At 62.0% G+C, this 12,282-nt stretch carries 14 protein-coding genes, 1 tRNA gene and 2 pseudogenes; 6 read left to right on the top strand and 11 right to left on the bottom strand.

Going from position 1 to position 12,282, the window contains the following annotated elements:
- Nucleotides 1–100: pseudogene (locus ABZ484_RS36915) on the top strand (IS481 family transposase); the annotation flags it as partial.
- Between the two features lie 153 nt (nt 101–253).
- Here the strand turns inward: ABZ484_RS36915 and ABZ484_RS36910 are convergent.
- The 5 genes from ABZ484_RS36910 to ABZ484_RS36890 all read right to left on the bottom strand — a co-directional run bounded on the left by ABZ484_RS36910 (nt 254) and on the right by ABZ484_RS36890 (nt 4,123).
- Entirely contained in the window at nt 254–1,690 is a 1,437-nt protein-coding gene (locus ABZ484_RS36910) for a hypothetical protein (protein WP_358870327.1), read from the bottom strand.
- A 323-nt stretch (nt 1,691–2,013) separates the two neighbouring features.
- Nucleotides 2,014–2,487: a hypothetical protein gene (locus ABZ484_RS36905; protein WP_358870326.1), complete on the bottom strand. Its 474-nt coding sequence runs from the start codon at nt 2,485–2,487 to the stop codon at nt 2,014–2,016.
- Nucleotides 2,488–2,704: 217 nt separating this feature from the next.
- Entirely contained in the window at nt 2,705–3,082 is a 378-nt protein-coding gene (locus ABZ484_RS36900) for a VOC family protein (RefSeq protein WP_358870325.1), read from the bottom strand.
- A gap of 360 nt (nt 3,083–3,442) precedes the next feature.
- Nucleotides 3,443–3,517 (bottom strand) — tRNA-Leu (locus ABZ484_RS36895).
- Nucleotides 3,506–4,123, bottom strand: a complete 618-nt coding sequence (locus ABZ484_RS36890) for a helix-turn-helix domain-containing protein (protein WP_358870324.1) — start codon at nt 4,121–4,123, stop codon at nt 3,506–3,508. The genes ABZ484_RS36895 and ABZ484_RS36890 overlap by 12 nt, the downstream gene beginning before the upstream one ends.
- A gap of 107 nt (nt 4,124–4,230) precedes the next feature.
- On the opposite strand from ABZ484_RS36890, the gene ABZ484_RS36885 reads away from it, so the two are divergent.
- Both ABZ484_RS36885 and ABZ484_RS36880 read left to right on the top strand, forming a co-directional pair.
- Nucleotides 4,231–4,899, top strand: coding sequence for an O-methyltransferase (locus ABZ484_RS36885; protein WP_358870323.1), 669 nt, complete (start codon nt 4,231–4,233; stop codon nt 4,897–4,899).
- Between the two features lie 18 nt (nt 4,900–4,917).
- Nucleotides 4,918–5,772 carry an MOSC N-terminal beta barrel domain-containing protein gene (locus tag ABZ484_RS36880; protein WP_358870322.1) on the top strand — a complete coding sequence of 285 codons (855 nt, stop codon included), beginning with the start codon at nt 4,918–4,920 and terminating at the stop codon, nt 5,770–5,772.
- 14 nt (nt 5,773–5,786) lie between these two features.
- Here the strand turns inward: ABZ484_RS36880 and ABZ484_RS36875 are convergent, their stop codons facing one another.
- The 4 genes from ABZ484_RS36875 to ABZ484_RS36860 are packed head-to-tail and all read right to left on the bottom strand — an operon-like array spanning nt 5,787 to nt 7,596.
- Nucleotides 5,787–6,074: a DUF3817 domain-containing protein gene (locus ABZ484_RS36875; RefSeq protein WP_358870321.1), complete on the bottom strand. Its 288-nt coding sequence runs from the start codon at nt 6,072–6,074 to the stop codon at nt 5,787–5,789.
- A 2-nt stretch (nt 6,075–6,076) separates the two neighbouring features.
- Nucleotides 6,077–6,550 carry a hypothetical protein gene (locus ABZ484_RS36870; protein ID WP_358870320.1) on the bottom strand — a complete coding sequence of 158 codons (474 nt, stop codon included), beginning with the start codon at nt 6,548–6,550 and terminating at the stop codon, nt 6,077–6,079.
- Nucleotides 6,547–6,864, bottom strand: coding sequence for a hypothetical protein (locus ABZ484_RS36865; protein WP_358870319.1), 318 nt, complete (start codon nt 6,862–6,864; stop codon nt 6,547–6,549). Before ABZ484_RS36865 ends, ABZ484_RS36870 begins: the two co-directional genes overlap by 4 nt.
- A gap of 42 nt (nt 6,865–6,906) precedes the next feature.
- Nucleotides 6,907–7,596, bottom strand: a complete 690-nt coding sequence (locus ABZ484_RS36860) for a DJ-1/PfpI family protein (protein ID WP_358870318.1) — start codon at nt 7,594–7,596, stop codon at nt 6,907–6,909.
- 196 nt (nt 7,597–7,792) lie between these two features.
- Here ABZ484_RS36860 and ABZ484_RS36855 point away from each other — a divergent pair, with 196 nt between their 5' ends.
- From ABZ484_RS36855 to ABZ484_RS36845, 3 genes are all read left to right on the top strand, one after another.
- Entirely contained in the window at nt 7,793–8,731 is a 939-nt protein-coding gene (locus ABZ484_RS36855) for a helix-turn-helix domain-containing protein (protein ID WP_358870317.1), read from the top strand.
- A gap of 253 nt (nt 8,732–8,984) precedes the next feature.
- The gene (locus ABZ484_RS36850) at nt 8,985–9,413 is read left to right on the top strand and encodes a VOC family protein (RefSeq protein ID WP_358870316.1); all 429 of its coding nucleotides are present in this window, start codon (nt 8,985–8,987) and stop codon (nt 9,411–9,413) included.
- Nucleotides 9,414–9,896: 483 nt separating this feature from the next.
- Nucleotides 9,897–11,003 (top strand): glycosyltransferase family 4 protein, encoded by a 1,107-nt coding sequence (locus ABZ484_RS36845; protein ID WP_358870315.1) that lies wholly within the window; start codon nt 9,897–9,899, stop codon nt 11,001–11,003.
- 86 nt (nt 11,004–11,089) lie between these two features.
- Here ABZ484_RS36845 and ABZ484_RS36840 read toward each other — a convergent pair whose 3' ends face one another.
- Both ABZ484_RS36840 and ABZ484_RS36835 read right to left on the bottom strand, forming a co-directional pair.
- Complete coding sequence (locus ABZ484_RS36840) at nt 11,090–12,217, bottom strand: L-lactate permease (RefSeq protein WP_358870314.1); 1,128 nt, start codon at nt 12,215–12,217, stop codon at nt 11,090–11,092.
- Nucleotides 12,187–12,282, bottom strand: a pseudogene (locus ABZ484_RS36835) (proton-conducting transporter membrane subunit); the annotation flags it as partial. The gene ABZ484_RS36840 and the pseudogene ABZ484_RS36835, both read right to left, overlap by 31 nt.

Raw genomic sequence — 12,282 nt, 5'->3', positions numbered from 1 at the left:
AGACTTCCTGCACACCTACAACCATCACCGTTGCCACACCGCACTCGGCGGCCACCCACCGATCAACCGCGTGAACAACGCTTCAGGTCAATACAGCTAGGGCCTGTCCGGCGGATCATGGCGCGGACGCGGGGGCCGGCACGGTCCGCTCCTGCCGCCTGTCCTGCGCCGGCCCGGACACCACGGCCGGCCGGCGAGGGCCTCAGCCGAGGCGGCGTAACCCTCACCGCGTTCTCGGGGGGCGTCTCGCCCCCTAGATCTGAAATCGCCTCCATCGTTTCGCGCCTTCGGCGTCCCCGGCCCGCTCGCGTGCCCGCGCCAGCCGTATCAGGGCGTCCCTGCCTCCGGTGTCGGCCGCCCGTCGGGCGAGTCGTTCCGCGCCGTCGAGGTCCCCCGCCTCCTCGCGCCGCTGAGCCACCCGCACCAGGGCGTTGGCGTTTCCGGCGTCGGCGGCCCGCTGGGCGAGTCGTTCCGCGCCGTCGAGATCCCCGGCCTCCCCGCGCCGCCAGGCCAGCTCCACCAGGGGCCCGGTGTCTCCGGCGTCGGCGGCCCGTTGGGCGAGTGGTTCCGCGCCGTCGAAATCCCCGGCCCGCTGGCGCACTTGCGCCAGCTCCGCCAGGGCGCCCGTGTCTCCTGCGTCGATCAGCCGCTGGTACAGCTGTTCTGCGCCGTCGAGATCCCCGGCCCGTCCGCGACGCCAGGCCAGCTCCGCCAGGGCGCCCGGACCGCCGGCGTCGGCGGCCCGCTGGTACAGGTCTGCCGCGATGCGGTGATGGCCCCGATGGTCGGCCGCCTCTGCCAGGGCTTCCAGGTCTGCTGTGCCGGCGGCGTGGTCCCGGGCGGCAGTCCAGAAGGAGTCCGGCGGGAAGGAGTCGCCGCGGACGGTGCGTGCGTGGTGGTCGAGGTAGTCGCTCAGGCGGTAGATGTCCGGGAGGGCGCCCATGCCATCCGGGTTGGCGACGGGTTCCAGGGCTGCGACCACGCCCTTGGCCCTTTCCCGTGCATAGGCGAGAGCGTCGGCGAACCAGGTGCCGGGGTCCGCGGCGGCGCGCTGTTGTTCGGTCAGGTAGCCAGGGGCAGCGGCCTTGAGAAGTGCGGCCGGCAGGGGTGAGGTGTGACCGAGGCGGCGGGCGTCCATGGCAGCGGTGATGACGGCGTGGCCGTAGGGGCTGTGGCTGGTGGCCTGGTGGTAGTGGTCGACCAGTTGCGGGCCTGCCGCGAGGGTCTGGGTGATCCTCCCGCCGGTGCTCGTGCTCACGGCCGTGGCCAGTGATCGGTCGCCGCGGACGAGTGGGCTGTGCAGGGCCGCGCCGGTGAAGGACGCCGGGACGTCGACCGGTCTGACGTGGTCGAGCAGGGCGCGGGCGTGGGGGTGCGCGTCCTTGCCGGGCTTCGGGGCAGCGGTCAGGATGCGGTGGTACTCGGGCCACAGCGTGCCCAGGACCACGAGCGGTCCGGGCTGCTCGAGCCGGCTGTGCAATGCGGCGGCGGCCTCCTCCGCATCGGTCCCGTTGAGGACATTCTGGGCTTCGTTGAGCCACAGGACGGTGCGTGGGGCGAGCGCGTCGGCATCGAGAAGGGCGAGGAGCCTCCTGGCGGTCTTCGGGAAGACCAGCTGCCAGTCCTTCAGGCAGGCGTGGACGGCTTCGAAGGCGGTGCGGGTCTTGCCCGAGCAGGACTCTCCGCGCACGATCACCAGCGTTGCCTGATCGGCGGAGGCCGCCTTGGCCAGTTGGTCGCGCAGCTGCCGGTCGTGGTCGCGTTCGATGTAGTCCGGGAGTACGAAAGCGCCGTCGTCATCCGGTCGGGTCGTGCCGTGGATGGCCGGGTGGACTCCGAGCTGCTGCGCCGTCCACGACGCGACAGGCCGGGGACGATCGATCCGGGCAACGTTCCGCTGCTCGGAAATGTGTTGGTGGAGCTGCCCGATGCTGTGGGCGGCGACCCCGCCATGCGTGGCCTGTACGGCGGCGGAGTGAGCGGGGCTCGGGGCCGGGATGGTGCCGGGTCCGCTCAGCCCTGGGGCGGTCCCGGCTGCGGAGGGTTTCCCAGGTACACGTTGCCCATGTTCCAGGCGGCCGCGGACGCGCGGTCGGCACGGATGTCCACGTTCCCGCCGACGGCCTGCCCGCCGCGGCTCACTGACACCCCGCCTTCCGGGATGCGCGGGCCGAGCAGGCCGCCGAGTTGCTCGGCGGCCTCGGCTCGCCCGGTGTCGTCGAGGCTTTCCAGCAGGGTCTCGATACGGACCCGCCACCGCGCCTCCTGGAGGATGCGCACCCGCTCCAGCTCGGTCGGCCCGGCCGTCTCCAGCTCGCCCGCGGTCTGGTCGAGGCGCTCCAGTTCGGCGTTCTCGCGCTGCGGGTTTCCTTGGCCGAGCAGACGGGCCAGCCGCCGGCGAAGCCCCGTCCATGCGTCCGTGCCGGCGGCCTGAACCACCGCGGTACCCCCCGCCGCGGCCAGCGCGGTCATTGCCTCCGACAGCATCCTTGGCCTTTCTCCTGAGGATCAGATCCGCTCTGACGCACGTGCCGTACCAGGTGCCTTCCCCACGTCACTCCATAGGACACGTGCCGCCGTTGCCCCTGGTTCCGTCAGCTGACGCCGTTGATACCCCGAGCTCCCCGCGGCAGGCCGAACTCCTCGGTGCGTCATCGTCTCGGTGAGGCACCGGCGCCGGAGGGGAGCTGTGGATTTGGGCCCGTCAGTGCCGGACCAGACAGAACGGGTGTCCTGCCGGATCCGCGAAGATCCGCCAACTCCGCTGTCCGTCCCCCGCGTCCAGCAGCGTGGCGCCCCGCGTGAGGACCTCGTCCTGAGCTCGTTCCAGGTCCTCGACCTCCAGGTCGAGGTGGAACTGCTGAGGGCGAGCGGAGTCCGGCCAGCACGGCGGCTGATAGTTGTCCACTCGCTGGAAGGCCAGCACGAAGCCACCACCGGTGTGAAGTGTCGCCCAACCGTCCCCGAGCGACCACCGCGGGTCCCGCTGGTTCACTTCGCCGCCGAGAACCGACTGGTAGAACCGGGACAGCTCGACGACATCGGCACAGTCCAACACCACGCACTGCAGCTTGGCGATCATGAAGAGCAGCGTGTCACGACACCTGATGCACGGTCTACAGCTGGAGTACGGACCCTCGCCGCCTGCCTCCCACGCTCAAACGTTGCTCCGGCATTGCCGGCTTGGCTGTTCAACCGGGGCGTCGGCCTCGGCGCTCGCACCTGTGCCATCACCCGGGCCGGGCCCGTCGCACCGATGCGGTGATCGACTCTCTCCACGGTCCGAACCACCGTCACGGCGGTGGCCCACCCTTGGACAGTCCGTGGGCGGGGTGGGAAGGCGACACGGATTCGGATCGCCGCAGCGGAGGGCACCTCTGGCAGAGCAAGCACGACAGCGGTCATGGCCTTCGGGCCTGCGGGCGGGCGTTACCGGGAGAGGGGCGGGGCGGTCGGATTCGAACCGACGTCCTCCGAGATGCTGTCGCGGCGCACTACCTCTGTGCTACGACCCCGCCTTGTCGGTGATCATAGTCCTCACACGCGCCGAGGGACAGAGACATGGTGCCGCGGAGACTCCGGCCGCAGTCATCGCGCGCACGAATCGGTGGGCATCGATCCCTGTGCCGACCTGCCGCTGCTCCGACTTACCGACGTGCAACGCAGCGAGTGGGGCCACGGGATCATGGCCCTCGCCGTCGGTTCCCGTCAGACGCAGACCGGTCGGGACGCGCTCGCCCACCAGGGATGCGACACGGCGGGCCTCGCCTCCCTCGTCGGTGGCCCGGCCGGTGAGTGTGCCGTCGCCCGGCAGCCATCGGTCGGCCCGGTCCTGGAGTGAGACCAGTACGGGCGGCAGCCCGCGGCCCTGTTCGGTCAGGACGTAGTCGTAGCGGGGCGGACGATCCTGGTAGCGGCGCCGCTCCGGTACATGGTGCTCGGTCAACATGCGCAGCCGCTGGGCGAGGATCTTCCGGGAGAGCGCCAGTTCGTCCGCGAACTGGTCGAAGCGCACGTGGCCGCGTGCGATCTCCCGCAGGACGAGCAGGCTCCGCCAGTCGCCCACCACCGCTGCGGCCTGGGCGATGCCGCAGGCGTCGTCGGCCGCACGCCGTGGGTTCATCGTCGCTCCGGGGAAACAGGACACGGAACGGCAACCCCTTGGCGGGCCGCCGCATCTCCCTAGTAGGTTCCCTTTGGGAACGCAGTGCGTATCGAAAGGGAACCCACATGTCGCAGGAGACTTGGACCGCCGTCGACGACTACTTCAACGGCCTACTGGTCGAAGAGGACGACGTCCTGCTCGCAGCCGTGGCGGACAGCGACACCGCGGGACTGCCCCCGCACCAGGTCGCCCCCAACCAGGGCAAGCTGCTGAACCTCCTGGCAACGCTCCGGGGGGCCCGTACGATCCTGGAGGTGGGCACCCTCGGCGGCTACAGCACCATCTGGCTCGCTCGGGCCCTGCCTGCCGACGGCCGCCTGATCACCCTTGAGGCCGACGAGAAGTACGCCGCCGTAGCCGCCGCGAACATCTCCCGTGCCGGGCTGGACCACATCGTCGACCTTCGGGTCGGCCAGGCCCTGGAGTCGCTGCCCAAGCTGGCAGAGGAGGGCCAAGGCCCGTTCGACCTGGTCTTCATCGACGCCGACAAGCCGTCCAACCCGGCCTATCTGGAGTGGGCGATGAAGCTCACCCGGCCCGGCAGCGTCATCGTCGGCGACAACGTCGTCCGTGACGGCGCGATCACCGACGCGGCCAGTGCCGATCCCCGCGTCCAAGGTGTCCGGCGCTTCACCGAGCTGATCGCGCGGCACCCTCGCCTCACCGCCACCACCGTCCAGACCGTCGGCACCAAGGGTCACGACGGCTTCACCCTCGCGCTCGTCACCCGATAGAGAGCCGGAGGGCATGGCATGGCGCGCATCGTCGGCCTGACCTACTACCCCGTCAAAGGGTGTGCCGGTGTGACCACGCGACAGGGGTTCCTGACGCCCGCCGGTCTCGAGCACGACCGGAGCTTCATGGTCGTCAGCGATGAGGGCGTCTTCCGCTCCCAGCGCCGGGAACCCCGACTGGCCCTGATCCGACCCGTCATCAGTGACGACGGACAACGGCTCACCCTCCACGCCCCGCACACCGAGGCGCTGGACCTGCCCGTCGACGCCTCGGCCGCCCGCCGGCCGGTGAACCTCTTCGGGACCGCCTACCAGGGCATCGACCAGGGCGACACGGCCGCGGCATGGCTGTCCGACGTGCTGCTCACCCGCAGCCGCCTGGTGCGCGTACCGCCGGAGCACGACCGGGTCACCGACGGCAGGACACCAGGCACCTCCGGGTACGCCGACAGCTGCGCGGTGCACCTCATCTCACGCTCCACGCTCGAACTGCTCAACCGGAAGCTGGCCGAACGCGGCACGGCGCCGCTGCTTATGAACCGCTTTCGTCCGAACATCGTGGTCGACGGCTGGGACGAGCCCCACACCGAGGACCGGGTCCACGGCCTCAGGAGCGGCACGACCGAACTGGGCTACGCCAAGCTCGCCATCCGCTGCGCCGTCACGCTGGTCGAGCAGGAATCGGGACAGAGAGCGGGCCCGGAACCACTGCGCACCCTCGCGGCCTACCGGCGGGCCTCCCAGGGCGGCGTCGCCTTCGGAACAAAGCTTGCCGTGCTCCGGCCCGGCAGGATCTCCGTCGGCGACGACGTGACCGTCACCTCGTGGGGCGAGTCCGAACTGCACGCCTCCCACAGCGTGATCGACCGCTGAGGTGCTCAAGGACTTCACCCGGGCGCGCGTTGGGCGCGGGCCGTGTCGAGGCGGTCGAGCCGTCGCAGCGCGAGCAGCCCGCCGACGCCCGGAACGAGGGCGGGGACTTTGGCGGCGGCCGGGGCCTGCCTGACGCGCCAGGTCGCGATCACGACGAACAGGTAGGCGCAGCCGTGGGTGGGGCCCATCAGGGACGAAATGGGTTTGAGGTGGACAGTGAACACGTTGGCCAGCATCACGATCAGGGAGATCAGCTCGGCGTGAGCCGCGATGCGCAGATGGCGCGGAGACCGGAGGGGCATGGTCACACTCCCGTGGTGGAGCCGGGGCGGATGATCATCAGGATGGTGACGGTGGCCCACAGGAGGTTGAAGACGCCGGTGAGCACAGCCAGCCGGCCCGGTCTCAAGGGGGTCGGTGCCGGCGGCGCGGGGGGACCCGCCGTCTCGGCCAGGGCACGGTCCTGGGCGGGCAGGATGAGCAGGGCCAGGACGCCGGCGGCGGCCGCGGTCAGCAGGATCGAGGTGATCAGCCAGGCGTCGCCGAGGACGCCGAGGCTGCCGGCCGTGGCGAGGCCGAAGAGGGGGACGGCGATGCCGATGCCGGCGTAGACCCGGCAGATGCGGTGCAGTGTCCGCAGGGTCGTCCGGGCGTCGCCGTCCCCGGAGTCGCCGAGGGCGCGGCGCAGCGTCGCGGGGAACATGCTCGCGGCGACGGTGACCGGCCCGACGGCAATGATGGCGGCCAGGACGTGCAAGGACAGGAGAAGCTTGGTCATGCCTGGCGCTCCGGTGCGGTCCGGCGCTCGCCGGTGACCTTCGAGGCCGGAAGGCGGCCGGCCTTGGAGGTGCCCCGGAGGGTGTCGCCGTCCACCGTCACGTCGAACGCCGGGTTCAGCCGCATGGGCTTGGTGATGGCCTGCCTCCAGGTGAGCCGCTCGCCGTCGAAGGCGAGGTCGCTGAGCGGTACCTCCTCGCCGGCTCCGTGGGCGACGCCGGTCAGAACGCCGCCCTGCTCACGCAGTTCGACCACCGCCTTCATCGTGCCGATGGGTGTGGAGATGGACAGATTCCAGGTGCCTTCGACGGACATGCCGATGTTCTTCCTGACTGTGTGACGTGGATCGACGGGGGCTCAGAAGGTGGCGGGCGCCGGGCTTTGGGCGCGCCAGACGGTGCCGCGCCGTTCGTGGGCGAACAGTTCCTCGACCGCGTGGGCGATGCGCGGGCCCAGCTCGCGTTCCAGCAGGTACAGCCCCAGATCGAGCCCGGAGGTGACACTCGAGCCGGTGATCAGGTCGCCGTCGTCGACGACACGGGCGCGGATGGCGTGGGCGCCGGTGGCGTCCAGCAGGTCCAGGCCCAGGTGATGGGTGGTGGCGTGGCGTCCCTCCAGCAGGCCTGCCATGGCCAGGACGAGGGAGCCGCCGCAGACGGTGGCGACCGTGATGGCCGGGTCGTCCATCGCCCGCTCGAGGAGCGCGGGGAGCTCGGTGGCCAGGGCGCGGCCCAGCAGCACCGGGATGAACTCGTCCTGCTTCCACTCGCCGGCGCCCACCTCGTCCTTTGGAACCTCCCCGGGTTCGCCCACGCGGCCGGAGGCGCCGGGTACCAGGAGCATGTCCGCCCGCTCCAGGTCGAGGGCGCCGGCGGCGCGCAACGCCAGCCCCCCGGTGCCGCTCATCACCTCGCGGGGTCCCTCCGCGGAGACCAGCTCGACGGTCACCGCGCCGCCCGATGCCATGCCACCGGCGTACAGCACCTCATAGGGGGCGATGGCATCGAGCGGGTCGAAACCATCGAACAGGACAACCTGGATGTGCATGGGGCGTTCCCTCGGGGTCGATTTCTCTGCGACGCGTCGAAGTCAACCGTCCGCCCATCCGGTCGCCCAGTGGCACGAGTGACAGGTTTCAACGGGAAATCGCCATGAGCTCCCGAGGGCTTCAGAAGTGCGCTGACATGGGGCTGTCCGGATACCGATACGGATCCGCCGCGCGCCGAGGAGGTAGGTTCTGGCCATGCACACAGTCGCCGTCCTCGCGCTGGACCAGGTGATCCCGTTCGACCTGTCCACCCCGATCGAGGTCTTCTCGCGGACCCGCCTGCCCGACGGGCGGCCCGGCTACCAGGTCCGGGTGTGCGCCGAGCGCGACGAGGTCGACGCCGGAGCTTTCGTCCTGCGTGCCCCCTGGGCTCTGGAGGGCCTCCAGGACGCGGACACGATCATCGTGCCGGGCGTCACCGATCCCACGGCCCCGCTCTCCCCCGCCGTACGTGACGCCCTGCGGTCGGCCGCCGCTGACGGCACCCGGATCGCCTCCATCTGCGTGGGCACCTTCCCCCTGGCCGCCACCGGACTCCTCGACGGGCTGCGCGTCACGACCCACTGGCGCGCGGCCGGGCTTCTGGCCACCCTCCACCCGGACGTCGACGTCGACCCGGACGTCCTCTACGTCGACAACGGCCAGTTCCTCACCTCGGCCGGCGCGGCCGCGGGCATGGACCTGTGCCTGCACATGATCCGCCGGGACTACGGCTCGGCGGTCGCCGCCGACGCCGCCCGCCTGTCGGTGATGCCGCTCGAACGCGAGGGCGGTCAGGCGCAGTTCATCGTCCACGACCACGCCCCGGCGCCGCAGGGCTCCGAATGGGAGGCGCTGCTCACCTGGCTGCGGGAGAACCTGGCCCGCGACCTCACGCTCGCCGACATCGCCGCGCGATCCGGGACCAGCACCCGCACCCTCATCCGGCGCTTCCGCGAACAGACCGGCACCACCCCGCTCCAGTGGCTCCACCGGGCCCGCATCCGCCAGGCACAGCACCTGCTGGAGACCACGCAGCACTCCGTGGAGCGCATCGGCGGCCAGGTCGGCTTCGGTTCGCCCACCACGTTCCGCGACCGCTTCAAACGCACCACCGGCGTCAGCCCGCAGACCTACCGACGCACCTTCAGCTGAACCAGCGACGCTGAACCGGCGACTCGGAGCGCCGTGCCGGTCGGTCCAGGGCCTGGCCTCCTGAACTCCTGGAATGTCGGGCAGCGCCGGTCGGCTGCCGGTGGCGACGGCCACCGCGTTCCGGGCGGTGAGGGTGTTCTGTGCGCCGCCGTCGCGGGCAACGGTGACGCGGCGGGGACCGGCGATCCCGCCGTGGCCGCGGCGCATGCCCGCGAGGTGGCGGGGCCGCGCCGTACTGCACCAGAATCATCACATGGAGTACCTGCTCGAGGTCGTCATCCTCCCCGTAAGCGATGTCGACCGCACTCTGGCCTTCTACACCGAGCGTCTGGGTTTCAACCTCGACGTGGACTACGGCCCATCTCCCGACTTCCGAGTCGTGCAGCTGACGCCTCCCGGCTCCGCCTGCTCGGTGCAGATCGGGGTGGGTCTCACCGACGCCGAGCCTGGCTCCGTGCAGGGTCTGTACCTGGTTGTCCCTGATCTTGAGGCCGCGCGGGCCGAGCTGGTGGAGCGCGGCGTCGATGTCGGAGAGATCAAGCACAAGGCACCTCTAGACACGTGGCAGGGTGGCTTCGAGCCCGGCGTCGACCCGGGACGCCGCGACTACGCGAGCTTCGCCGAGTTCGCCGACCCCGACGGCAACACGTGGACGCTGCAGGAGCGCGGTTTTCGTCCCTAGTGATCTCATAACAAATACAGTCCCCCTTTTTAGTTGATTAATGAAACATCAAATGATCTAGACTTATATTAAAGCGCTTTCTAATTAGATAAAAAATAAAATCAATAATGTTATTCTTTTCTAAACATCATTTTGTCTTAGTTTTATTATTCATGAAATCTAGTCATAATCACTCAATCCATTACCTAAAACATGACACTTAAAACATTTTATATTGTACCATATCATGACTATTTTAATGAATACAATCACCTATTGTACAATATAATTACAATTAATCATCTTAGGTTAATTCAATTGAAATTAATATTTATCTATATTTCAACCAAATAGATGTTTTCTAAATATTGGTAATATATCTATTTTAACATATTCGTTTATCTATTTTGTAAACTATGTCATGATATAATAATTAAAAATTCACAAAACATAAGAGGTGTTCAAATGAAGTCGTTCACATTTTTCATGCATAATATCTATGCCATGGGCGGTACAGTTAAATCGATTTCGCAGCTAGCTAACACATTAGCTGAAAAGGGTCATCCTGTTACGATTATTTCAGTCTTTAGAGGCAAGGATCATCCCTATTTCAAATTACACAAAGATATCAAAGTACAAGTTTTAGTTGATTATCGTTTAAAACCAACTCATTTCAATGCTATTTTAGCAAATCGTATCAAAAAATATACACCCCTGTTAAAGCCTAAACGCATATCTCAATATGAACCTGGATTAAATCAATTTTCGAGTTACGTTGAGAAAAAGATGATTAAAGCGATCAAACGTGTATCAACAGATGTCCTAATTGGTACAAGGGCAAGTTTCAATATCTTAATTGCTAAATATCAGAATAAAAATGTTACTACCATTGCTATGGAACATATGAATTTCAATGCACATGATCAAAAATTCCAAAATCAAATCATTAATGCCTACCGCAATGTTAATAAAGTGACAACGTTGACTACAGCTGATCAAGCTATATATCAATCTAAACTAAAAACGCCTGTTTATGTCGTACCAAATATTGCTAATAATAAACGCATCGCTGCTCAAAAGAAAAATATTATTCTTGCAGCAGGCAGATTAGAATACGAAAAAGGATTTGATCTCTTATTAGAAAGTATCAGATTAATTCAAGATGATTTAAGACATTTAAATTATGAGTTACATTTATATGGTGATGGACAAGAGAAAGACCATTTAAAACAATTTATCGACCAATATCAATTAAAAGATATCGTACAACTTTATCCTGCCACACCATCCCTTAATCAAAAGTTAGCTCAAAGTAAAATCACTGTCATACCATCTAGAAACGAAGGGTTTGGTATGGTGATATTAGAAGCTATGGCACAAGATAACGTAGTTATAAGTTTCGATGGGAATACTGGCCCTGATTCAATCATTAAAAACGGTAAGAATGGTTACTTAGTTGCTCATGATGATACATCACAACTTGCGAAACGTATCGATTTAACGATGCATAATGATGATGAACTACAACACATTCTTCAAGAAGGACATGAGACACTTCAATCATATTCTGCAGAAGCCGTATATCACGACTTCATGAATATGTTCAATTAGCTTTCATTCATTAAATATCTTGTACTAAAAAAACTGATTCCTCGATGATCGAGAAATCAGTTTTTAAATGCTTATTTAATTTATTCTTACAATATCACAGATAATATAAATGTCCAGATACAAATGAAGATAAGTAATCCAACACTGTATCTTAAAGTCATTTTTAATAGTTCTGATTCTTTACCTACTTCTTTAACGGCTGCAGTTGCAATAGCAATGGATTGAGGAGAAATCAATTTCGCTGATACGCCACCGACTGTATTAGAAGCGACCAATAATGAACCACTTGTACCAATTTGTTGTGCTACAGATGCTTGAATAGGTGCAAATAGTGAGTTGTTATTCACAACTGAACCGGTCATGAATACACCAATCCAACCTAGTATTGGAGATAATAATGGGAATACATCGCCTGTTTTTGCAATTCCTTGACCCATAGCACTACTTAAACCACCATATGTTGTAATTTTAGAGATAGCTAAAATAAAGCAAATTGTTAAAATCGGTAACCATAACTCTTTAAATGTTACGCCAAATAAACGCCCTGCGTCACCAAATCCAACTTTTTTAGACATTAATACAGTAATAATAATCGTAATTAAAATCGCTGTACCCGTTTGTCCAATCAGGTTCAATGATAATGTGATTGGTTTATGTGCGACTTCACTAAATGTTCCTGGCAAATTAAAGTTCAATACTAAGCTTGATAATTTACCTTTAGGCAAGAATAAATTTTTGAATGATGGTGAGCTCCAAATCATAACTATAATCGTTAAAATGACAAATGGACTCCACGCATATAATATTGATTTAGCACTGTGATGTTTAACTGGTTCAGGTTCTACATCTTTTTGAACTCTAAACGTATGTTTAGGTTGGAATTTTCTAGAGAATAATGCTAAAGCTAACATTGATGCTAATGGTGGAATGATATCTGCTAATTCCGGTCCATTAAATACGGTTAATAAAGCTTGTAATACAGTATAAGTAATTGATACAACTAAGATTGAAGGTAACGTTTCTTTAATTCCTTTGAATCCATCAATGATAAAGATTAATAAGAACGGAATGAAGAAGTTGATAATAACTAAAGTAAATACAGATGTTTGAGAAACGCCCATAGCTGATACATCACCAGGTAAATGTAAAGTATCTATAACACCAACTGGTATACCAATAGCTCCTCCACCATGACGCCGGACAGCAGCATGCACACGGGCGTGGGCGCGACGGCGTGCGCGTCGGGCAGCCAGAACTGGAAGGGGACGGCGGCGGCCTT

This window comes from Streptomyces sp. NPDC006393 (assembly GCF_040628575.1).
Taxonomy (GTDB): domain Bacteria; phylum Actinomycetota; class Actinomycetes; order Streptomycetales; family Streptomycetaceae; genus Streptomyces.
This window is presented reverse-complemented; position numbering and strand designations above follow the sequence as displayed.